Origin of the sequence: Cellvibrio chitinivorans (genome assembly GCF_035117775.1) — a bacterium.
Lineage (GTDB): Bacteria > Pseudomonadota > Gammaproteobacteria > Pseudomonadales > Cellvibrionaceae > Cellvibrio > Cellvibrio chitinivorans.
In genome coordinates, this window is sequence record NZ_JAYKKN010000001.1 from 1,439,792 (window position 1) to 1,462,479 (window position 22,688).

General features: G+C 48.5%; 22 protein-coding genes and 1 tRNA gene. 12 read left to right on the forward strand and 11 right to left on the reverse strand.

Annotation, left to right across the window (positions count from 1 at the left end):
- Positions 1–203: 203 nt before the first annotated feature.
- The 3 genes from SPL68_RS06045 to SPL68_RS06055 all read left to right on the forward strand — a co-directional run bounded on the left by SPL68_RS06045 (position 204) and on the right by SPL68_RS06055 (position 3,372).
- The gene (locus tag SPL68_RS06045) at positions 204–1,886 is read left to right on the forward strand and encodes a glycosyl hydrolase family 18 protein (RefSeq protein WP_323814177.1); all 1,683 of its coding nucleotides are present in this window, start codon (positions 204–206) and stop codon (positions 1,884–1,886) included.
- 149 nt (positions 1,887–2,035) lie between these two features.
- A complete protein-coding gene (locus tag SPL68_RS06050) occupies positions 2,036–2,227 on the forward strand; it encodes a DUF3012 domain-containing protein (protein ID WP_323814178.1) in 192 nt (63 codons plus the stop codon).
- Between the two features lie 5 nt (positions 2,228–2,232).
- On the forward strand, positions 2,233–3,372 hold the full coding sequence (locus tag SPL68_RS06055) for a helix-turn-helix domain-containing protein (protein ID WP_323814179.1): 1,140 nt from the start codon (positions 2,233–2,235) through the stop codon (positions 3,370–3,372).
- Positions 3,373–3,428: 56 nt separating this feature from the next.
- Here SPL68_RS06055 and SPL68_RS06060 read toward each other — a convergent pair whose 3' ends face one another.
- From SPL68_RS06060 to SPL68_RS06075, 4 genes are all read right to left on the reverse strand, one after another.
- Positions 3,429–4,010 carry an NAD(P)H-dependent oxidoreductase gene (locus SPL68_RS06060; RefSeq protein ID WP_323814180.1) on the reverse strand — a complete coding sequence of 194 codons (582 nt, stop codon included), beginning with the start codon at positions 4,008–4,010 and terminating at the stop codon, positions 3,429–3,431.
- An 82-nt stretch (positions 4,011–4,092) separates the two neighbouring features.
- Positions 4,093–4,467 (reverse strand): MerR family transcriptional regulator, encoded by a 375-nt coding sequence (locus SPL68_RS06065; RefSeq protein ID WP_323814181.1) that lies wholly within the window; start codon positions 4,465–4,467, stop codon positions 4,093–4,095.
- A 140-nt stretch (positions 4,468–4,607) separates the two neighbouring features.
- Positions 4,608–5,444 (reverse strand): YbaY family lipoprotein, encoded by an 837-nt coding sequence (locus SPL68_RS06070; RefSeq protein ID WP_323814182.1) that lies wholly within the window; start codon positions 5,442–5,444, stop codon positions 4,608–4,610.
- 38 nt (positions 5,445–5,482) lie between these two features.
- Entirely contained in the window at positions 5,483–6,121 is a 639-nt protein-coding gene (locus tag SPL68_RS06075) for a Crp/Fnr family transcriptional regulator (protein WP_323814183.1), read from the reverse strand.
- Between the two features lie 326 nt (positions 6,122–6,447).
- Here SPL68_RS06075 and SPL68_RS06080 point away from each other — a divergent pair, with 326 nt between their 5' ends.
- From SPL68_RS06080 to SPL68_RS06100, 5 genes are all read left to right on the forward strand, one after another.
- Positions 6,448–8,607 carry a tetratricopeptide repeat protein gene (locus SPL68_RS06080; protein ID WP_416377417.1) on the forward strand — a complete coding sequence of 720 codons (2,160 nt, stop codon included), beginning with the start codon at positions 6,448–6,450 and terminating at the stop codon, positions 8,605–8,607.
- Between the two features lie 9 nt (positions 8,608–8,616).
- Positions 8,617–9,069 (forward strand): hypothetical protein, encoded by a 453-nt coding sequence (locus SPL68_RS06085; RefSeq protein WP_323814185.1) that lies wholly within the window; start codon positions 8,617–8,619, stop codon positions 9,067–9,069.
- Positions 9,070–9,236: 167 nt separating this feature from the next.
- Positions 9,237–9,578, forward strand: a complete 342-nt coding sequence (locus SPL68_RS06090) for a hypothetical protein (protein WP_323814186.1) — start codon at positions 9,237–9,239, stop codon at positions 9,576–9,578.
- Positions 9,579–9,743: 165 nt separating this feature from the next.
- Positions 9,744–10,187: a DUF3597 domain-containing protein gene (locus SPL68_RS06095; protein WP_323814187.1), complete on the forward strand. Its 444-nt coding sequence runs from the start codon at positions 9,744–9,746 to the stop codon at positions 10,185–10,187.
- A gap of 134 nt (positions 10,188–10,321) precedes the next feature.
- The gene (locus tag SPL68_RS06100) at positions 10,322–10,915 is read left to right on the forward strand and encodes a PIN domain-containing protein (protein WP_323814188.1); all 594 of its coding nucleotides are present in this window, start codon (positions 10,322–10,324) and stop codon (positions 10,913–10,915) included.
- 113 nt (positions 10,916–11,028) lie between these two features.
- Here SPL68_RS06100 and SPL68_RS06105 read toward each other — a convergent pair.
- Positions 11,029–11,105: transfer RNA gene (locus SPL68_RS06105), tRNA-Met, on the reverse strand.
- A gap of 214 nt (positions 11,106–11,319) precedes the next feature.
- Here SPL68_RS06105 and aroA point away from each other — a divergent pair.
- The 4 genes from aroA to yegD all read left to right on the forward strand — a co-directional run bounded on the left by aroA (position 11,320) and on the right by yegD (position 16,058).
- Positions 11,320–12,606: a 3-phosphoshikimate 1-carboxyvinyltransferase gene (gene aroA / locus SPL68_RS06110; RefSeq protein ID WP_323814189.1), complete on the forward strand. Its 1,287-nt coding sequence runs from the start codon at positions 11,320–11,322 to the stop codon at positions 12,604–12,606.
- Between the two features lie 22 nt (positions 12,607–12,628).
- The gene (locus SPL68_RS06115; protein ID WP_323814190.1) at positions 12,629–13,060 is read left to right on the forward strand and encodes an acyl-CoA thioesterase; all 432 of its coding nucleotides are present in this window, start codon (positions 12,629–12,631) and stop codon (positions 13,058–13,060) included.
- A gap of 113 nt (positions 13,061–13,173) precedes the next feature.
- The gene (locus SPL68_RS06120; protein ID WP_323814191.1) at positions 13,174–14,664 is read left to right on the forward strand and encodes a carboxypeptidase M32; all 1,491 of its coding nucleotides are present in this window, start codon (positions 13,174–13,176) and stop codon (positions 14,662–14,664) included.
- A 26-nt stretch (positions 14,665–14,690) separates the two neighbouring features.
- Positions 14,691–16,058, forward strand: coding sequence for a molecular chaperone (gene yegD / locus SPL68_RS06125; RefSeq protein ID WP_323814192.1), 1,368 nt, complete (start codon positions 14,691–14,693; stop codon positions 16,056–16,058).
- Positions 16,059–16,105: 47 nt separating this feature from the next.
- On the opposite strand, the gene SPL68_RS06130 is transcribed toward yegD, so the two are convergent.
- The 6 genes from SPL68_RS06130 to SPL68_RS06155 form a co-directional block, all read right to left on the reverse strand.
- The gene (locus SPL68_RS06130; protein ID WP_323814193.1) at positions 16,106–17,071 is read right to left on the reverse strand and encodes a sulfite exporter TauE/SafE family protein; all 966 of its coding nucleotides are present in this window, start codon (positions 17,069–17,071) and stop codon (positions 16,106–16,108) included.
- Between the two features lie 119 nt (positions 17,072–17,190).
- Positions 17,191–18,249, reverse strand: coding sequence for a sulfate/molybdate ABC transporter ATP-binding protein (locus tag SPL68_RS06135; RefSeq protein ID WP_323814194.1), 1,059 nt, complete (start codon positions 18,247–18,249; stop codon positions 17,191–17,193).
- Between the two features lie 38 nt (positions 18,250–18,287).
- Positions 18,288–19,184 carry a sulfate ABC transporter permease subunit CysW gene (cysW, locus tag SPL68_RS06140; RefSeq protein ID WP_323814195.1) on the reverse strand — a complete coding sequence of 299 codons (897 nt, stop codon included), beginning with the start codon at positions 19,182–19,184 and terminating at the stop codon, positions 18,288–18,290.
- A 2-nt stretch (positions 19,185–19,186) separates the two neighbouring features.
- Positions 19,187–20,074 carry a sulfate ABC transporter permease subunit CysT gene (gene cysT, locus SPL68_RS06145; RefSeq protein ID WP_323814196.1) on the reverse strand — a complete coding sequence of 296 codons (888 nt, stop codon included), beginning with the start codon at positions 20,072–20,074 and terminating at the stop codon, positions 19,187–19,189.
- Positions 20,075–20,244: 170 nt separating this feature from the next.
- A complete protein-coding gene (locus SPL68_RS06150; RefSeq protein WP_323814197.1) occupies positions 20,245–21,237 on the reverse strand; it encodes a sulfate ABC transporter substrate-binding protein in 993 nt (330 codons plus the stop codon).
- Between the two features lie 83 nt (positions 21,238–21,320).
- Positions 21,321–22,589 carry a porin gene (locus SPL68_RS06155; protein ID WP_323814198.1) on the reverse strand — a complete coding sequence of 423 codons (1,269 nt, stop codon included), beginning with the start codon at positions 22,587–22,589 and terminating at the stop codon, positions 21,321–21,323.
- Positions 22,590–22,688 lie beyond the last annotated feature (99 nt).

The following is a 22,688-nucleotide window of genomic DNA, read 5'->3' on the forward strand; positions in this document are numbered from 1 at the left end:
GACCGGGACTGGTGTGTTTCCCAAAGTACGGCGTGTTATTTGAATCGCTCACTTACCTGAGCGGACGATAAAAAAATAGCCATGTACTGATCCACGGGGCGCCCAACAACTATCTCCATTATCGAAAGTTCGCGTCGAAAGAAATTACCTGATTTCTTTACGGCACCCTTTTGTCCAAAAATTACAAAGAGAGTGACGGGTCTATGAAAAATTCAATGATTGCACTTGCCGCCTTGTGTCTAAGCGGCGTATCAACCAGTGCGTTTGCCGTAAATTGTTCAGGGGTTCAAGTGTGGAACAGCAGTTCTGCCTATCCTGGTGGTTCGCAGGTTCAGGAGGCTGGTAAGGCGTATAAAGCGAATTGGTGGTCTGATGCGGGTCACAGCCCGGCCAATTATTCCGGCCAGTGGCAGGAGTGGTCGCTGTTGGGGGCTTGTGATGGTGTTACTGCCTCTTCATCGGTCAGCTCAGTGGCATCGTCGGTGCCGAGCAGTGTTGCATCCAGCTCGGTTGTTTCATCTGTTGTTGCATCCAGCTCGTCGGTAGCGACAGGTGGCAGCTGTACATCACCACAATATGTTGCGGGCACGGCCTATAGCGCAGGGCAGTTGGTGCAAAATGCGGGCAGTGAATATCGCTGCACAATTGCGGGCTGGTGTGGTTCAACCGCGGCATGGGCTTATGCGCCCGGCACTGGCGCGCATTGGCAGCAAGCTTGGACGTTGGCAGGTGCCTGTGGCGCAGTGGCCAGTTCTGTTAGCAGCTCCAGTGTGGCTTCAAGTTCTTCTGTTGTTTCTTCCAGCGCTTCTTCTGTTGCATCCTCTGTGGTCTCATCGGTTTCTTCATCTTCTGTGGTCAGCAGCCTTTCATCGTCCAGCAAATCATCATCTAGCAGTTCTGCGCCGGGTAATGAGCGTGTGGCGGGTGATGCGGCACCTCTGCCAAAACATGCATTGGTAGGTTACTGGCACAACTTTGATAACGGCAGCGGCCTGATTCGCTTGGCGGATGTTGATCCGGCGTGGGATGTGATTGTTATCGCCTTCGTAGATGATGCGGGTAATGGCAGTGTGGAATTCCGTTTGGATCCTGCTTTGGATAAAGCGCAATTTATTGCCGATGTCGCCGCCAAGCGCGCGCAGGGCAAAAACATAGTGCTGTCTTACGGCGGTGAAAAAGGCACTGTGACGCTGAATAACTCCACCAATCTGGCCAACTTCGTCACCAGCACGGCGGCGATTGTGAATGAGTACGGGTTTGATGGTGTGGATATTGATCTGGAATCTGGCGCGGGTGTAATGCACGGCGCACCGGTGATCACCAATATGGTGTCTGCGATCAAACAACTGCACTCAATGTTCCCGGATTTGTACGTCTCTATGGCGCCTGAGCATCCCTATGTGCAGGGTGGTTTTGTGGCCTACACCGGTATTTGGGGCGCTTATTTGCCGATGATCGATCAATTGCGCAATGAGTTGGATTTGCTCCACGTGCAGTTGTACAACAACGGCGCGCTGGCGACACCTTATGCGGCTCAGCCGTATCAAGCCGGTACTGTGGACATGATGGTAGCTTCAGCGCGTATGTTGATCGAAGGCTTCCCATTGGCGGGTGGCACTGCGGGTAACTTTGCCGGTTTGCGCCCGGATCAAGTGGCGCTTGGTTTGCCTTCTGGCCCACGCGCAGCAAGTTCTGGTCAGGCAACTACCGCGAATATCAACAATGCGGTGGATTGTTTGGTGAAGCGCACTAACTGCGGCAGCAGCGTACCGCTCACCGCCTATGCGGATTTCCGCGGGGTGATGACCTGGTCAATCAACTGGGATGTGAAAGATGGCCGCATCTTCTCGGTTCCGGTTGGCAACCATCTGGACAGTTTGCCTTAATGGATGGTCTGCCTTAATGAACAGTCTGCCCTAATCGATAAGGTGTGCATTGCTTAACGAAGCGCCCGTGCTAATCACACGGGCGTTTTTTATTGATGGAATGCTCTGTTATCCTTGCGCCTTGATAAAACCAATAACGCGAGCCCTGTATGTCTTCATCTTTAAAGATACTCAAACTCATCTCCAGTCTTGTTTTGCTCTCTCTTGTCGTAGTTGGCCTGGCCGCTTGTGCACCCGAAGTCGGCAGCCCCGACTGGTGCAAAAAGATTGAATCCAAGCCAACCGGCGATCTCACCATGAACGAGGCTAAGGATTACGCCAAGCACTGTGTATTTAAGTAATCCTGATGAAAACCAATTTTCTCAATATTCACGATCTGGTCTTGGTGCTGACTGCAGTTGAATGCTGTGTGCTGGCGGTGTTGTTAAATTTATTGCCCGCTAAGCAAGTGCAGCCGCGCCGTATTTTATCTGGCTTCTTTTTACTGATCGCGCTGGTGCTAACCACTACCCTGATTGTGTGGAATGGCGATTTAAAAACCGCCGCGATCAATCAATCGCCATTTGTAATTACACTGCTCTCGGCCTGTTTATTGTTGCAGGGGCCGGTGCTGTATTTTTATATGCGCTCGCTTTCCGAGCGCGTTGAGTTGCTGCGTTGGCGCAACGGAATTCATTTATTGCCCGCGTTGATTGCAGTGGTGTTATTGATTGCATTTGATATTGATAGTCTTGAGTGGCAGCCGGTAACGGAATTGGCGGGTGCAGAAAATGCAGCGGTTGGATTTGTGTGGGCGCTGGTAAAACTATCACCGCTGGGTTACATCATCGCCTGTGTGATTGCCGAATATAGATTGCGCGAACAGTTACAGCATTTGTATGCAGATATTTCCACATCAGAATTGAAGCTAGCGGATGTAGTGCTCGCCGGTTTTTGTTTGCATTGGCTCTGGTCGCTGCTGGCGTATTTGCTGGAAGGAATGGTGAGTGCTTCTGTGAGCGATACCCTGGGCATTATCGATAACTATCTGACAGTGATCTTGGTGAACGGTCTATTTGTATTTGGTTTGATTAATACTCGCCAGCTGCTGAATGCACATGTGGTTCCGGCAGCAAAACCTGTGCAGCCCACCAAGATGGATCACAAGGTGGAGATCATCGAAAAGGCGATACATGAAGATAAATTGTTTTTGGAAAGTAATATCAATCTGGAGCGTTTTGCGGAGCAAATCGGATTAAAACCGCGCGATATTTCGGCGATTTTAAAAATGCATTATCAATCGAATTTTTTTGAGTTTATCAACCGTTATCGTGTAGAAGAGGCCAAGCGTTTATTGCTATCGCCTGAGTTCAAAGATGAAACTATTTTGGAAATTATCTATAAGTCCGGTTTTAATAGCCCTTCAGCCTTTCACCGGTTTTTTAAGCGCATGGTGGATATGACGCCCACCGAGTTTCGCCAACAAGGTGCAGCGCGTGATAAGTAGTGAGCCGATAACGAAAAGCCCTTGTCAGCTAGCTGGCAAGGGCTTTTTTGTGCGTGCTACTGTGCGTATTTACCGAGTAGCATGGCTTGCAGCATCCAGTTGTTTCGCTCGTTTTGGCTCGCGTCGCCAACTGGCCCCCACAGGGAGTATTTGGCTTTTTTAATTCCGTGCTGGCGCAGCTTGGCGAGCGCCAGTTGCTTAAACGCCGGAGCGCCCTGCACGAACTTGTAATGCCAGGGCGGTGCATCCATTGCCATGATGATGCGCGCCGTTTTGTGCCTAAGATGTCTTACCCGTATGTTTTGACTGTCGTGACAGGTGAGTGCGCCATTGTCGGCCACAGCATGGCCAATCATTTGCCGGAACTTGGCCGGTAGCGCCCCCCACCAGGCAGGGGTTGTTATTAGTATGTGTTCCGCCCAGTGCAGCGACTGTTGTAGCTCTCTGATGGCTGGGTTGATGGTGCGTTCTCTCGTGTAGTGGTGGTCATGCAGTGTGGGGGTGAAATCCAATTGCGATATTTTTATCTGGCGAACACTAAAGTTGGCTTGTGCAGCCATGCTATAGGTGTCTGCCAGCTCCTCTGAAAAGCTTCCTGCTGTGGGGCTGCCGCTCAAAACTAACACTCTCTTGCTCATTCCAAATCCTCTTTGTGATGAATGAGGTGCCATTATGGCGTCTCCCCTTAAGGGGAGAGTCAAGCGTTATGAAAACATTTCTTTACATTTCGACAAGACGTGGTATGGGAGTGGTAGTGCTGGGGGATAGCTGTGAATAGCACTCATCCAGTCGCGCGACTTTACTCTGCAGGTCGGTGATCTGTTCAACCAGTTTGTGGCGGATATCGAGCATCACATCAACCACATGTTGCCAATCCAATTCGCCATCGTGAAAGCGCGCAGCCGAGCGCAGCTGAGTGAGCGTCATGCCCAGTGCTTTGGCTTCTTTAATCAGAATGAGGATGTTGATGTGACTGTCGCGATAGACCCTGTAGCGGCCTGCGCGCAGGGGAGAAGGGAGCAATCCTTTTTCTTCGTAAAAGCGAATTGCTTTAATGGATAGCCCGGTCAGTTTGGAGACTTCGCCAATATACATAGTTGCAGCTTCCCGAAAAGATAAAGTCTGATGCCCGTTAGTTGTTGTAATTCGGGCATCGTTCGTTTCTGGAGCTGCGTGTGGTCTTGCTATTTTTAATAGGCAGATCTGTGCCTGCCTTAGGGTAATTTTTGCAGTGATTATTGGAGTGCAACTGCAACAAAACCGGCGATAGCCGCACCGCTCTCATCGAGAAGTTCCAATTTATCCCCCTGGATCTGATAGCTCTTAACCGAACTCAATGCCATCGTAAATGCATGGGCTTGTTCGCCGCCTTCAATGCAGGCTCTTTGCGTGCTAATCATTTGTCCAAGGTTGATTTGGCTACCATTCACAGTGTAGCTGCCGCCCAAACTATTGCAACCATCAGAGCCACTGACGCGCATATCGCTAGCGAAAACCAAGTGCGGCTCGCGCTGGTTTTGACTAACGGTCACCTCCTGTCCTTTAAGGCTGACGAGCTTCCAATAGGTGTTGGCAAATTCACTGGTAGCTGTTGTTGAGTCGGTTGCAGGAGCTTGTTCTGTAGATGAAGCATGGCGCGCAACACGGCGCATCAGCAGCTTGGTTTGATTTTCCTGCCCATTCACAAATACCGGATAGGATTGATCGGTAGTAAACATTAACTCGCCGTTCACTGTGAGGCGTGCGCGCAGATTGTAACGATGGTTGGCGACCAGTTTGCTGGGAAGATATTCGATGGAAAATGTATAAGGCGGCTGCCCGGCATTGGGGGTGGTCTGGCTGCCGATAATTTCAGCGGGCGCATCGGCGCGGCTCACGTCCTCCAATAAAATTTCAACCTGTGCGGTTGGTGGTACTGCAATGCGCTCGCGATAAGACACTTCGCCTGTCAGTTTCATCGGTGTCTCCGCTGGAGTGCTGGTGTTCGATGCTGTTGTCTCTGCTTCTTTGGGTGAGCAGCCTGCAAGGGTGAATAAAAAGATGGACATACATGTAAGCAGTTTGCCGTTCATTAATTACCTCTCAGTAGCGTGTGTTGTTGCAAAATAAATTACCAGTAGCGCGGCAATTGTTTTTTGATTTCAATATAGCCTGCGTTTTGCTCGATATATTCGCCAATTAATAGCTGTTTCATAATGCGGCTCACCATTTCGCGCGATGAGCCCACCATATTGGCGATATCCTGATGGGTCACTTTAGGGTTATGGATGCGTTTATCGCCATCAGCCAATTTCTCCAGTGCATTACTTACACGGCCGTACACATCCAGCAGCGCCATGTCTTTTACACTATCCGTCAATTCGCGCACTCGGCGCGTGAGCTCAGTGATTAGCACCATCGCAAATTCTGGGTGTTGATGGAGTAGTTCCAACACGCCCGCGCGCGGAACCAAAATAATTTCACATTCGGTGATAGTGATGACTGACGCTGAACGTGGATTGCCATCCAGCAGCGACAACTCGCCAAAATATTCACCCTCTTGCATGTAATTCAAATTGACCTGACGGCCATCTTCATTGGTAAGAAATGCGCTCACAGTGCCGCGGCGAATAATATACAGGTGCGACGATTCATCGCCCTCTGTAACCAGTACGGTATTTTTTGGAAAGCGGCGCGGAATGCTGAGTTTTTCCAATTGCGCAAGAAATTCTGCGGGCACATCAGTGAATAAACGAACGTTCTCTAACATAGCGTTGGCTTCTTGATGTAGGTGATTGACGTAATACACATCATAACGTGTGATCCGCGACAGGGCGAACTTGGCGTCAAAATCTTCAAAAGGGTGAGAAGAAATTTGTATCCATAAGAAGAAGCCAACTTGCTTGGTTGTTATTGGTGTGAAAACACACAATAATTCCCTGCTAGTTCTGCCTGATGTGTGTGGCAAGGATATTCGGTTGTTAATCCCCAACTATCGCTAACGCACGGAGTGCAAACTGCAAAATGGTCGTCGAACATCACTCACATTGTGAACAGACACTTATGTTCACCGATATCGTTGGCTATTCGCGCCTTATGGGGCGAAATGAATCGCTGGCGATAGAAATGTTGGGCGACTATCGCAAAATTCTGCTTGCGCATATTGAATCTCAAGACGGATTGGTCGTTGAGTTTATCGGCGATGCAGTCTTCGCGCGTTTCTCCAGTGCCAATGCCGCCATCGCAGCGGCCATAGCCATCCAACAACATTTACTCGCCTTTAATGAAGTGCGCGATAAAAAATTACCGCGCCTGCAAACACGTATTGGCTTGCATAAAGGTGAAGTTACCCTGCGCGATAACGCAGTGTTTGGCGACAGCGTTAATATCGCCGCGCGCCTGGAGCCTCTCGCTGTCGCCGATGGTATCTGTATTTCGCAAGCAGTTTACGATGAAGTTCGCCTTACATTGTCGTCGCCAGCAAAACGCTTGGGTGTGCAGGCATTAAAAAATATCCAACAAAAAATCCGCGTCTATTTAATTAAACCTGCCGGTATCGGCTGGCGCGATCACCTGCATTATTTCCTGCGCGGACTCAATAAAAATATTATCGCTTATCGCTATCCATTAACAGTGTGCTTGTTTGCGCTAATCGCCGCTGGTTTTTATTTTATCCCTCGCTGGTTAGTGCCGGGTTATGCGGCTAACTATGTAGAAATCGCCGACTTTAAAAATTTAATGGATAGCAAAGGCGAGAGCGATTATTTTTCTGCAGGGATTACCGCCGCTGTTCGCTCGCAATTAGCGGATATGCGTGATGTGTATATCGTCGATGCTAAAGAAGGTGTTAATGCTCCTGTCCGTCTTGAAGGTAGTGTGCAGCATCTCGGCGAAAAAATTCGCATTTCCTATCGCTTATTTCGCCGCAAAGATGATGTACAAATTGCGGGAGGAAAGTTGGATGGTACAGAGCAGGATATTTTTATTCTGCAGGATCGCTTGGTGGGGGAGATTGCCCAGTATTTATCTGAAGAGTTTGAATTACAAAATTTTCGCCCTGCGCCTTTGCGCCTAACTCATAATGTCGCGGCATACGATTACTATCTGCAAGGGTTGTCTTTTTTAAGTAAACCCTCATCGCAAGAAAATTTTGATGCTGCGATTCAGCAGTTTTCTCAGGCCTTGATTCACGATGGGGCTTTTGTACAAGCAAGCTCCGGAATGTGTGAGGCATACCGTCTTAAATATGAATGGACTCTGCTGACTGATTGGATTGTGCAAGCAGAAAAATACTGCCTTCAAGCGTTGCAATTAGATGGCGACTCCCCGAAGGCGAATGCTGCCGTGGGAGCATTTTATCGCGATGTTGGACGTTATGCTGATGCTATGAATTATTTGCAAATTGCAGTCAAAAAAGATCCTGAAAGTGTATCTGCACATATCGCTTTGGCGCGAACCTATGATTTATTACAGGAAAAAGATAAGGCAGAGCATATTTATCTTGATCTAATAAAAAAAGCGCCCAAAAACTGGGAAGTACATCAAGGGTACGGGTACTTTTTAGTGAGTTATGGTCGGCATAAGGAGGCCATTAATCATTTTTTTAGAGTACTAGAGCTGACACCGGATAATATTGTTGCCATTAATAATGTCGGGGCGTCACATCTTTTTCTGGGCGAATTTAAACAAGCAATCACCTATTTTAAGAGCGCGTTGAATTTATCTCCTAGTAGTGCGGCTTTTTCTAATTTGGGTACGGCCTATTATTATTTGGGGATATTTGATAAGGCTGCTTTTTATTACAGAAAAGCGATTGATTTGTCGCCGCTTGAAATGACAAACCTAAACAACATTGCTGATGCCTATCATTTTATTGATCAAAAAGAAGATGTTGCTAATGACTTCCGGCGGCGAGTGAAATCCTATGCAGAAAAAGAGATTGCAGATAATCCATTAAATGTATTGGGGTACCTTCATTTTGCTATGGCTAGCACTCATTTTGGGCAGCTTGCTGAAGCCAAGGCGTCCTTATTTAAGGCAAATGAAATAGATCCTAATCATTACTTTTCTAGCTATGTTGGGCTAAGAATTGCAGTGGCAGAAATGGATTATGATCAAATTATAAGTGAGGTTAAAAAATTAAAATCGAGCGGTTATTCAGACCGATTAATTTTATCGGATCCTTATTTTAAAGTTTTAGTCAGTGATGACTATTTGTACGGCGTGTTAAAAACTGAAGTTAATCTTAATAAATAGGAGTTTGCTATGTTTTCTTCATCGTTTGTTTCTAAGTGCGGGTTTCTGGGGGCTGCTGTATTTTCACTGGTAGGTTGCGCAAATGTGGAATGTGAAAAAAGTAAAGTAGCAACAGTCTTGCCTGGTACACCCAATGCAATGGTTGGATTTTATCTCGATAAAAAAGGCTTTCCCCAGCCGACAGCGGAAAAGGTTGTGGTTGCTCCGGGGCAAAATATTGTGTTTGTTGGTCCCGAGGAATTTACGATTTTTCTTAAAGATGGGCGGTCGCCACTGCCTAAAAATGAATCATCGATTTCGACTACAACTGGCAGTTTGACGTTACATATTCCGAAGGATGTTTTTGCTCAGGAAGATCGGGATGATCCATCTAACAAAGATAAAGATGAAATTGTCTATCAATATGGAATTCGTGCTAACGGAAAAGAGACTGACCCTCAAATCATAATCCGCCCGCGTTAAGTATGTGAATAAGTCACAAATATCGCGCCAACTAACACACTGATCTGGGGTGGCTGGCGCGTTAAGGTGACAGGGTATCGAGTTGATGAGGTGATTGGCGTCCTTCACTGCACAGATACAAGGATAGAGACCCTGAGTTTATGTCATCTGAAAAAGGAGTTGCGCGAATGTTTAACCACTTACTCATTGCCATCGCGCTAATGGCTTTTTCAATTGTTTCATCGGTAGCTGCAGCGCCCACGGATGTGCATCCGGCGCCGATGGAGACTGCGGTCTTGCACAAGGATGTTGTTGTCCATCAGGGAGGAAATGACGACAGGGATGTCGCTGATTCCACTGCTTTGGCTGCTGTGATGGTAATACCTAATAGCAATGCCCACATGCCAGTGGTTAATGATTGGCTCGCAGCGCGTAGCGATTCGAGTTGGTGGCAGCCGGTTGTTGTACTGTTTTCAATTATTGGGTTGATTATGTTTTTTGTTGCGCGCAAATCTGATTCTGCCAAATAGTGTTTTCTTGAGTGAGCGTTTTACTTCGCGAGCTTCACGTGTTAATTCCAAATACTCCTGTCGCCTGAAACTTCTTTCCTCATCTTTTCATCTCTATTGAATCCAACATCTGTCAAAAGCCTATGCTACTTTTGAAGTTCACATCATTTAATGTTGGAGGTTGCTATGAGTTTCTTTTCATCGATTCTGTCCAAATTGGGGCTCGGTTCTGCCGAGGCTGCAGCTGACGTTAGTTCTACACCCGCTGCGGCACCAGCGGCTTCTCACGCCAGTTCATCTACATCGGCAATGGGCGCTGCGTTTGATCGCCCAGCGGCGGCCACGGTGCCTGATGCTGCACCCGTAGAGGAGGTGGATATTGAGGCGCATTTAACGGCGCTGGCAGAAAAAAATCCTGAGAAGTTGAATTGGAAAATCTCGATTGTGGATTTACTTAAACTGCTCGGTTTGGATAGCAGCCTTGCCGCGCGCAAATCACTCGCTGAAGAGTTAGGCTGCCCCGCTGAAAAGATGAGCGACTCAGCGCAAATGAATATGTGGTTGCACAAAACCGTGCTGAACAAAATTGCGGAAAATGGCGGTAAGGTTCCGGCCGATTTGTTGGATTAACAATGACTTAGTCACCGTTAAGCTCAAAAGCTCGCAATTTTCGATTGCGGGCTCTTTTTGTTTGGCGTCTGTTTCTCGCCAGTGTGGCCGATCAATGCTATACATAGTTTTTAGTCTGGAGACGGAGGTTCAGTGTGCGCAAGAACTATGTTTTTATCGACTACGAAAATGTACAACCCGAATCCATCGCCGGTTTGGAGAAGGGAAACTTTTATATCCTCGTCTTCCTCGGCGCCCAACAATCCAAGCTCAATACCAATTTAGTGCGCTGCTTGCAGCCGCTGGGAGCCAGGGTGGAATATGTGGTTATTTCGGGTTCTGGCAAAAATGCGCTGGATTTTCATATCGCCTGCTACTTGGGTGAGCGCGCAGCGATTGAGCCGGATGCCTACTTCCATATCATCTCCAAAGATGCTGGCTTTGATCCGCTAATTGCACATCTCAACGAGCGCAATATTCTCGCCTCCCGCTCTGGTTGCATCACAGAAATCGCGCTGCTACAAAAATCCAGCTTAACCACCTTGCCTGAACGAACCGGCGCAGTAAAGGCGCGTTTGGCGCAGATGGAAGGTAAACCAGCGACGGTTAAAACCCTATCCAGCACCATTAATGCACTCTTTCAAAAAACACTCACCGAAGATGAGGTGGACATGGTGGTGAAGGATTTGTGTGGCAAAGGTGTGATCGCCATCATCAACAAAACCCGTGTGGCTTATCTGCAGAAGTAAATTTGAAGCGGCATATCCTGTTATATGTGGCGAGGATTTGATTTTGTTGGTGTTTAATGCGATAGAAAATAAAAAAGCCAGCGAGGTTTTAACCAAGCTGGCTTTATCAAATATGGTAGCTAGAGGCGGACTTGAACCGCCGACCCCAGCATTATGAGTGCTGTGCTCTAACCAGCTGAGCTATCTAGCCATAATTGAGAGGCGCGCATTTTGGCGATAGCTGGGCGAGCTGTCAACCCCAAAATCACGTTTCTCTATTCTTTCAGTACGGCTTTAGGGGTGCGGGTGTTGGCTGATGCGGGTATGATGCGCACTTTCTTTTGCGGCGCATATTTCTTCAATTTTGCGGACTGCACCTTTCTGTACAACCTTTATTCAATACTTGTTCAATAAATAGGTTCACGATGGAATTTCTCGATCTCGCCCCCGTTACCCGTGCTCAGGGCACAGTGCAATTGCCTGGTTCCAAAAGTATCTCCAACCGCACCTTGTTATTGGCTGCCTTGGCGCAGGGCGAGACGCAGATCCGCGATCTGCTGAAATCCGACGACACTGACCGCATGCTGGAAGCGCTGGCTTCGCTGGGCGTAAGTGTCACCAAAACTGGCGAGAACGATTACCGCGTGGTCGGCACTGGCGGCAGCTTCCCGAATAAAGAGGCGGATTTATTCCTCGGCAACGCTGGTACTGCGTTTCGCCCGCTGACCGCAGCCTTGGCGCTGAGCGGCGGTACTTACAAGTTGCACGGCGTAGCGCGTATGCACGAGCGCCCGATTGGCGATTTGGTGGATGCGCTGCGTCAGATAGGCGCAGATATTACCTATCTCGGGCAAGAAGGCTTCCCTCCGCTGCTGATCAAGCCTGCCAAGATCGCTGCTAACGGCAGCATCAAAATTCGCGGCGATGTTTCCAGCCAGTTCCTTACTGCTTTGCTGATGGCTCTGCCAATGACCGGCAAAGAGACGCAAATCGAGCTGGTGAGCGAGCTTATCTCCAAGCCTTACATTGAAATCACCCTGAAGTTGATGGCGCAATTTGGCGTTAACGTAGCGCGCGATGGCTGGGAGCGTTTTACCGTTCCTGCTGCAACTGGCTATACCAGCCCGGCAACTGTGTTTGTGGAAGGCGATGCGTCTTCTGCGTCTTACTTCCTTGCGGCTGGTGCTTTGGGCGCTGGCCCGCTGCGTGTGCAGGGCGTAGGTGCAAACAGCATTCAGGGCGATGTAGCCTTTGCTGATGCGCTGGCAGAAATTGGTGTGACTATCACCAAGGGCGAGAACTGGATTGAAGCTTCGGCGCCATCGCTGCCGCTCAAAGCCTTTGATCGCGACTTTAACCACATCCCCGATGCAGCCATGACGCTTGCGGTAGTTGCGCTCTTTTGCGATGGTCCATCGCGTTTGACCAATATCGCCAGCTGGCGCGTGAAAGAAACCGACCGTATCTCCGCAATGGCAACTGAATTGCGCAAACTGGGCGCGATTGTGGAAGAGGGCGAAGACTGGCTGCGTATTACGCCGGTGGAGAATTTAATACCGAACGCAGCGATTGATACTTATGACGATCACCGCATGGCGATGTGCTTCTCGCTCGCGACTTTCGGCGGTGTGCCTGTGCGTATTAATGATCCGAAATGCACGGCAAAAACTTTCCCAACTTACTTTGATGTGTTTGCATCGGTAGTAAAGTAATTAGCGAAATAAGGTAGAGAAAATGGATAAGGACGTATTTACGCTCGATTTTAAAGTGCGCGACTATGAGTGCGATATGCAGGGCATAGTCAACAACAGTGTCTATCAAAATTATTTGGAGCACGCGCGCCACGAGTATTTGCTCGCCAAAGGCGTTGATTTTGCTGAGCTGGCGCGCCAGAAAATTAATCTGGTGGTGTTGCGCGCAGAGCTGGATTACAAATTGCCGTTGGTGAGTGGCGATCTGTTTTATGTCACCGTTGACGTGGAGCAATCATCGCGCGTGCGTTTTGATTTTGTGCAGCACATTTATCGCAAAAACGATAACAAATTGATGCTCGCTGCCAAAATTACCGGTACTTCGCTTAACGAGCGCGGTCGTCCATTTGTGCCTGACGTTATCGAACAGTTATTTGCGATTAATACGATTGATGCGGAGAATGGCGTTATTTAGGCAGTGCCCATATTGCAATTCTAAAACCGCACAGCTGCGTATTGTTAATTGCGCGACTGTGCGGTTTTTTTATTTCTGCCAAGTGTTTATAAATTTTCTTGCGAGGAGCCTCTATGTCTTACCAACAGTTGCACCAGCATTTTTTAAAAATTTCTCACTTTAGTCATCTCGATGCTATTTGCTCATGGGATCAGGCGGCGGTAATGCCTGATGGTGGCAATGACGCGCGCGGCGCTGCTATGGCGGAATTGTCGGTGTTAATTCATCAGCTCACCACAGCCCCGCAATTAGGTGACTGGATTGCCGCAGCAGAGACAGAAAATCTTGCAGCGCAAGAGCGTGCAAGTCTCGCGGCAATCAAGCGCCGCTGGCAGCAAGCGAATCAATTGCCGGAAGACTTGGTGATGGCGCAATCGCTCGCCAATTCTACTTGCGAACACGCATGGCGCGAGCAGCGCAAAAATAACGACTGGCAGGGTTTTAAAACCAATCTCGCCAAAGTAGTTGAGCTTGCGCGTGAAGAGGCGAGCATTCGCGCGGCGAGTAATAATCTTAGCCGTTACGATGCAATGCTCGATCTGTATGAGCCGGGTATGAATAGCGCGAAATTGGATGTGCTATTTGGCGAAGTCAAAACCTGGTTGCCTGAATTTATTCAGCGCGCTGCGGATATTCAAGCGAGCCAAACTCTGCTTACTCCACAGGGCCCTTTTGCGATTGCACAGCAAAAAGAATTGGGTCTGGCCGCTATGCAATTACTTGGCTTTGATTTTAATCACGGGCGCTTGGATGTAAGTGCGCATCCATTTTGTGGCGGCGTGCCGAGCGATGTGCGCATCACCACGCGCTACGATGAAAACGATTTTATGAAGGCGCTATTTGGTGTGATCCACGAAACGGGCCATGCGCGCTATGAACAAAATCTTCCGGTGCAATGGGCCGGTTTACCAGTAGGCGAAGCGCGCTCAATGGGTGTGCATGAATCGCAAAGTTTATTTTTTGAAATGCAGTTGGCGCGCTCGCCGGAGTTCACCAAGCTGCTTGCGCCTATGGCCGCAAAACTGCTCGGGCGTGAACAGGATGCCGCCTTTAGTGAAGCTAATCTCTATGCGGTGAATACGCGTATGAAGCGCGACTTTATTCGTGTGGATGCGGACGAAATGACCTATCCCGCGCATGTGATTTTGCGCTACGAAATCGAACGCGTGCTGATTGAAGGTGATATCGAGGTGGATGATATTCCATCGCTCTGGAATGAAAAGATGCAGGCCTATTTGGGGTTGTCCACTGATGGCAATTATCGCAATGGCTGTATGCAGGATATTCACTGGGCTGGCGGTTCTTTTGGCTATTTCCCGTCTTACACTCTGGGGGCTATGTACGCTGCGCAGGAATTTGCTGCAGCTGAGCGGGCGATTACACAGCTGCGCGACAAGATTGCCGCTGGCAATTTGAATGAATTATTTCAGTGGCTAAAAAACAATATCTGGTCGCAGGCGAGTTTGTTATCAACCGATGATTTGATGATTGCCGCCACCGGCGAGCCGCTGAATGCGCGTTATTTTAAAGCTCACCTTGAGCGCCGCTATTTGGTAAATGTGTAATTTTTAAATGATGTTGGATTGTTTGTATGCATGTGGGTTTTGATTACGGTACCTCTAATTGCGCTATGTCCTGGGTTGACCAAGGGTGTGCGCAATTAATTCCGCTCTATGGCAATGATGCGTTTGTTCCTTCTACCTTGTATGCGCTTGAGCGTGCGTTTATCGCTGAATTGGTTGCGCAGCAATTGCCGGAAGGTGATAGCAAAAAAGAGTTTGCACACAGCCGTTCGGCGCTACTGGGTTTGGCGCGTGCAGGTAAAATTGAGCACGACATTGATCATGTGCGCGAAGGGATCTTCTTTGGCAGTGAAGCGATTGCGCATTACATCAGCGACCCAAGTGAAGGCTATTTTATTAAATCGCCCAAGTCGTTTTTAGGGGCAAGCGGTTTGCGTCAGCAATCAATCGACTTTTTTGAAGATGTTGTTGCGGCCATGATGCTCAATGTAAAGCAGCGCGCGCAGCAGCATCTGCAAAAAGATATCACGCAAGTGGTAATTGGTCGCCCGGTGAATTTTCAGGGAATCAATGCGCAAGAGAGTAACCAACAAGCGCAAGCGATTTTGGCTGCGGCAGGTAAGCGTATTGGTTTTACCGACATTGAATTTTTGTATGAGCCGCTCGCCGCCGGTTTCGATTTTGAAACGCGGCTGACTGAAAACAAAACCGTATTAGTCGTGGATGTGGGTGGTGGTACGACTGACTGCTCAATGGTGTTGATGGGGCCGCAGCATATTCAGCAACTTGATCGTGCGCAGGATTTCCTTGGGCACACCGGTGAGCGCGTCGGCGGAAATGATTTTGATATCCAGCTCGCGCAAAAAATTCTGATGCCGCACTTCGGTATGTTATCGCCGCTCAAAACTGGTTTGCCTATGCCGCTGATGCCATTTGTGAATGCGATGGCGATTAACGATATAGGTGCGCAAACGGAATTTTACGATGCTAAAACCGGTTTTCTGCTGGAGCGCTTAACACGCGAAACACTTGAGCCAGTATTGCTTGAGCGCTTTATTGGTATGCGTGAACACAAACATAACTTTGCGGTTGTGCGTGAAGCAGAGTTGGGGAAAATCGCGCTCTCTGCGCAAGATCAGCATCAATTCCAACTCGATTTTATCGAGCGCGATTTATCGCCGAAATGCAGCGCGCAAGATTACGCTCAAGTCGCCGAGCAATTGCTGCAAAAAATCGCCGCGCTTATTAGCGAAGCAACGCAACAGGCGGAAGCACAACCGGATGTGGTTTACATCACCGGTGGCAGCGCTAAATCGCCATTAATTCGCAAGGTGATACGCACTTTATTTGGCGATGAAATTGCGATAGTTGATGGCGATCACTTCGGCAGCGTTGCGGCAGGTTTGGGGGTGTGGGCGGAGCGGGTGTTTCGCTGAGGTAAATCCCAAGCGCAGCGAACTGCGCTTGGGTTCTGTTATATAAATTAGCTGAGCAGTGCTTTGTATAAATTGAACAAGGAGATTCCACTGATCAGCAATCCAACCAAAATTAACAAGGTTCTGGTTGAAAACTTTTTGCACGCATAGGCGGCAAAAGGCGCGGCAAATAAACCGCCGATAATCAAACCTGCAACTACATGCCAGATGGTTTCATCGACCAAAATAAACAGCGATGCAGCGCTGGTCAGTGTTAGAAAAAACTCTGCAAAGTTTACCGAACCGATTGTCGTGCGCGGGTCGTGACCTGTACCAACTAACGTTGTGGTCACTACCGGTCCCCATCCTCCACCGCCGGATGTATCTACAAAGCCACCCAGCAGCGCTAATTTTGCCACGTGTTTTGGTTCGCCTTTACGTGTGGCTATGTGTTTGCGAAACGCTTTACTCAATACATAAACACCCATCAACAATAAATACACGGTGATGAACGGCTTCAAGGTTTTGCCATCAATTTGAGTGACCAGCAGGGCACCAAGCAGGCCGCCAATAATGCCGGGCACTAATAAGCGCAAAAATAATTTTTTATCCACATTGCCAAATTTTGCGTGGCTAATACCCGATACGCCGGTAGTAAATACTTCCGCCATATGTACCGATGCTGTTGCTAACGCTGGCGATGCGCCAGTCGCTAACAAAAAGCTGGTGGAAGTGAGGCCGTAAGCCATGCCCAATGCCCCGTCGATTATCTGCGCCAGCAGACCGACCAGCAGCGCATTCCAGAACATAGAATCGTGGAGCGTGAGTTTGATGGTGTCGACTCCTTCGCCCCAGCTGCTACCAAACAGTTGCGCAGCGCCCAGAACTACCAAGCCGACAAGTGTGAATATCGCAAACCAGACTGCGCTGCGAATGACCGGATGCAGCGGGATTTGCTCAACAGGAGGGATACCAAAAGCCGCATGTTCCTTGTTGATTGGGGTATCGTTTAAATCGAGATCGCGAATTTTCATTTAACGCTATATCCGTTCCAGTGTAGGGTGAGCGCATCCTATTGAAATCCCGTAGCCTTGAGAAATACCGACTTGTCATCAGCTTATAACCGATTAAAAAATCACTGCAGCCGTAAACATCACGGCTGCAAAAAGATTTTGGAGTGGATGGGTTTTGCATAAATAGTTGCTCCTACACTCAGGTTCAAACTGCGTTCCTGCGCGCGTGGCAGCTCTACGTGTAACGGGTCGTGATTCAACTGATGCAAAAGCTCAATGCGCAGCACCGAGCCCGCAGTGCTTACGTGAGCAACGCGCGCTGCGATTGCACCATCAGTATTATGCTCGCTCAATTCAATGTCGTGCGGGCGAACATAGGCGATAGCCGCTTGATCTTTCACCGCTTCATGTTCAGGTGCGGGAATTTTGTAATCGCCAATATGCGCCCAGCCATCATCAACGCGGCTGTGAAATAAATTCACTTGGCCAATAAAGTCGTACACAAACGGGCTTGCAGGCGTGTTGTAAATATCATCCGGCGAACCGATTTGTTCGATATTGCCTTTATTGAGCACTACGATTTTATCGGCGACTTCCATTGCCTCTTCCTGATCGTGAGTTACAAAAATCGAGGTGATATGTAACTCGTCGTGCAAGCGGCGCAACCAGCGGCGCAAGTCTTTACGCACTTTTGCATCGAGAGCGCCAAAAGGTTCATCGAGCAATAATACTTTGGGTTCAACTGCCAGTGCGCGCGCAAGGGCGATACGCTGACGCTGCCCGCCGGATAATTGATGCGGATAGCGATCCGCCAGCCAATCCAATTGCACCAGCTCCAATAATTCATGCACGCGCTTTTTTATTTGCTCGCTGCTTGGGCGCGTCTCTTTAGGGCGCACCGTTAAACCAAAGGCGACGTTATCGAATACGGTCATGTGGCGGAAGAGCGCGTAGTGTTGAAATACAAAACCGACATTGCGCTCGCGCACATGCACATTGGTTGCGTCTTCACCATCGAAGTGAACGCTGCCGGCATCGGGTGTTTCCAAACCGGCGATGATGCGCAACAAGGTTGTTTTTCCGCAGCCAGAAGGGCCAAGTAATGCGACCAGTTCGCCGGACGGAAAATCCAGCGATACGTTATTTAATGCAGTAAAACTGCCAAAGGTTTTGTGTAGGTTTCGAACTTGAATGCTCATTTTTTTCTCCGTTACAGGTTTTGGGAGATTAATCATTTCTATTGTGAATTGGCCGCACGTGCAGCTAATTCGTGCTCACGCGCGGTTTTCCACTCCAGCAAACTTTTTAATACCAGAGTCACCAGTGCGAGCAGCGCCAGTAGCGATGCAACAGCAAAGGCGGCGGCGAATTGATATTCGTTGTACAGAATTTCAATGTGCAGCGGCAGGGTATTGGTCTGCTCGCGAATTTTTCCGGACACTACACTCACCGCGCCGAACTCGCCCATCGCACGTGCATTACATAAAATCATGCCGTACAGTAGCGCCCATTTAACTGAGGGCAGAGTCACTCGCCAGAACATTTTCCAACCGCTGGCACCAAGGGTAATTGCTGCTTCTTCTTGCTCTTTACCTTGCTCTTGCATGAGTGGGATTAATTCGCGCGCAACAAACGGAAACGTAATAAACACAGTGGCCAATACTATTCCCGGAACTGCAAACATAATTTGCACATCGTGATCATTTAACCAGGGGCCAAAAAATCCCTGCCTGCCAAATAGCAACATGTAAATCAATCCGGCGATAACAGGTGAAACGGCAAAAGGTAAATCGATCAAGGTAATAACAAGCTGCTTGCCGCGAAAATCAAATTTGGCGATTGCCCAAGCGGCAGCCAAACCAAAAACGACATTACAAGGCACTGCAATGGCGGCGGCGATTAAGGTCAGTTTTATCGCGTGAGCCGCAGCAGGTTCTGTTATGGATGCAAAATAAACCTGAGCGCCTTTGGCAAAGGCTTCAGCAAAAACAATCACCAGCGGTAAAAACAAAACCAGCGATAAAAATGTTAATGCAATGCTAATCAGAACCACGCGTACCCAAGGGGCTTCACTGGTCGCTGCATGGGCTGTACCCGTTTTATGTGAATGCAAGGATGAAACTGTACCGGCCATGATTAACCTCCCGTCCGCTTGTGGCTCCAATGCTGGAGCAGATTAATAAGTAGTAATAAAACAAATGAAAACACCAGCATGACTGTGCCCAGTGCTGCTGCACCCGCGTAATCAAATTGTTCGAGCTTGGTCATAATCAACAACGGCGTGATTTCGGTTTTGTAAGGCATGTTGCCGCTAATAAATACCACCGAACCGTACTCGCCAATCGCCCGCGCAAACGCCAAAGCAAATCCGGTGAGCAGAGAAGGGATAAGTGCAGGCAATAAAATGCGGCGAAACGTTTGCAAGCGCGATGCACCTAAACTTGCTGCGGCCTCTTCAACTTCTGCTTCCAAATCGGCTAGTACGGGCTGCACAGTGCGCACGACAAACGGTAAACCAATAAAGGTGAGTGCAAGTGTTACGCCGAGCCAGGTGTAAGCGATTTTAATATCTGCCAACCAAAACCATTGCCCGACCCAACCTTTGGTGGTGTAGAGCGCGGTGAGTGCAATACCGGCGACAGCGGTGGGAAGTGCGAAGGGTAAATCGACCAGCGCATCAATCACGCGTTTGCCAAAAAAATCGTAGCGCACCAATACCCAAGCGACGATTAAACCGAAAAATAAATTGATGCTGGCTGCCGCAAATGATGCGGTGAATGTGAGCCGGTAACTGGCCAATGCGCGTGGATTGCTAACCACTTGCCACAACTCAGTCCAACTAAGCTCCAGCGCTTTTAATACCAAGCCTGCAAGTGGAATAAACACAATCAAACTGGCATAAAGTGCAGCGAGCCCGAGTGATAAACCAAAACCCGGTAGTACCGATTTCTTTTTCCAAAAATATTTTTTGTTGCTTGGCCTAGCGGTTGTGGTTGCTAGCGCGACGGACGTTATCTCACTCATCTACAACTCTCTTGGCGTACCTGTCATCAGGAAACTGTTTAATTTCTTAGCTAAAGAAATCCCCTCCCAGCCTCCCCTTTTTCAAAGGGGAGGAGCGATTGGCTCATGCCATTTGCGAAGGGGAGTAAAACTCCCTCCCTTTGTAAAAGGGAGGGCTGGGGAGGGATTAATTATTGATAAATCTGATCGAAGATGCCGCCATCGCCAAAGTGGAAAGGTTGTGCTTTTTCCCAGCCACCAAAATCATCGATGGTCACTAATTCCAGCTTAGGAAATGTTTTGGCAAAGGCTTCAGCAACTTGTGGGTCGCGTGGGCGGTAGTAATGTTTGGCTGCAATGTTTTGGCCTTCTTTGGTGTAAAGGTATTCAAGGTAAGCTTTAGCGACCTCCTGATTGCCTTTTGCTTTTGCATTTTCATCAACCACAGCAACAGAAGGTTCGGCCAAAATAGACAGGCTTGGCACTACGATTTCTACCGCGTCTTCACCCAGTTCATTCACTGCCAAAAAGGCTTCGTTTTCCCAGGTGATTAACACATCGCCAATACCGCGTTGCACAAAAGTGGTGGTTGAACCGCGTGCGCCCGTATCCAGAACCGGAACGTTTTTAAATAATTCGCGCACAAATTCTTTTGCACCCGCATCATCTTTACCGAGCTTTTTGGCGTAGGCCCAAGCGGCTAGATAATTCCAGCGTGCACCGCCAGAGGTTTTAGGGTTAGGCGTAATAACTTCTACGCCTTTTTTAACCAGATCATCCCAATCCTTAATATTTTTCGGATTGCCTTTGCGCACTAAAAATACAATGGTGGATGTATAAGGCGCGCTGTTTTGCGGCAGTGCTTTTACCCAATCCTGCGGTAATAATTTTCCAATTTTTGCGATAGGGTCAATATCGCCCGCGAGTGCGAGTGTCACTACGTCTGCTTTTAATCCGTCGATAACTGCGCGCGATTGTGCGCCCGAACCGCCGTGGGATTGATCGATAGTGACGGTATCGCCCGTTTTTTCTTTCCAGTGTTTGGCAAAGGCGGCGTTGTATTCGCGATAGAGTTCGCGGGTTGGATCATAGGAAACGTTTAACAGCTTTACGTCTTTAGCGAGTACGCTGCCAGCGAGGAAGCTGGCAGCTATTATGGCGACAGATTTTGCAATTAATTTCATGGTATATAACTCCTAAAATTTTGGATTAGTGCGCCCTATCATTTATGCGATAGGGCGAGCGTGTATGCGATTAAACGCGTAAATTAAAAACGGAAATCAAAACCGAGGGCGGCGGTTTTATCGATTGGTGATTGAGTGCCGATTTGCTCGTCACCCGTTGTTTCTACGCTGGCGAAATAGCCAAATACACGCGTACTGGAATTGATGTTGTAATCCAAACCTGCGGCGATTCCTTCCAGTTCAACATCGTCATAGCTTGTATTGAGTGGAGTGGTGGTTGAGCTTGCATATTGAATTTTTGCAGTCCAGGGGCCGGCAATTTTCCACTGCGCGTTGAGCACATAACCCTCTTGCTCAGTGAACCAGTTGCCTGCCAAACCATCCCATTCCGATACCGGATTTAAACCATGTTGTGCACCTAGGGTGACGGTGTTGGCACCAACAAAAGTTGAGAACCCACCCAGTACATCAACATCGCTATGGCGCTCGGCAGTCTGTGCAATTGCCCCCAGTTTTACCGAGCCAAGTGTTACTTCACCTACTGCGCGCAACGCATCGGTTGTGGCAACGTTTTCGTCATACGCAAGGCCAACAAACCATTTTGCTTTTCCATAGGTAACGGAGATGGATTTGCCTGATGCAAAATCATTGTCATCCTGTTTAATATTTTCGGTGATGGGTACGCCAGTTTCTTCTGCTTGAATCGCAGCGATATTGATTTCCAATCCGCCGAATAAAATGGGCGATGTATATTGGATAACATTGTCAGGGCGGTTTTCGCCGACTAAAAATGTTCCTATGTCGGCAAGTGGTGCATCGTTAAAACGATCTACATCCGAACGCAGTACTGTGTTGGTTTGTAGTGTTTTAAAGGGCGTATCGTTTTTGCCCGCGAGAATAGAACCCCAATCGCCGCGCAGCCCACCAAAAATATTGCGCTGATTTAATTCGCGGCCATTGCTGTTGAGGCCGTTGTCCACATCAACACCGTATTCAATGCGGTAGAAAACAGTAATGCTTTCTGATGCATCAAAATCGCCCTGAATTCCCAAGCGTGAACCTGTGCTTTCCAGTGCAAATGTATCCAGCTCGGTTTCGACATCTGTTGCACCATCATGGCGAAAGACGGCGCCACCTTGGGTTACAGGTAAAAACGCGAGTTTTTCCAAATCATATTGGTTAGCGCTGAGGTGAATTTTTCCGTAAAGCGTTGGAAAGCCTGCAAATGCATTGGCTGAAAGTGCAATGCCAACGGCAGTGGCTAATGCATTGCGATGAAACTCTTTTCTGGAAATAAAATGGTTTGTACGAACAAACGATCGGGCAACCGACCAGGTTTTTTGAAATGACATGCTAAGCTCCAAAGGTCACATATCACTTCCGGTGGTCCGGTCAGTGGATTTTTTTGTGGTGTGTTTACTGCTTGTTGTTAAAAATGTTGAGGTTGAATT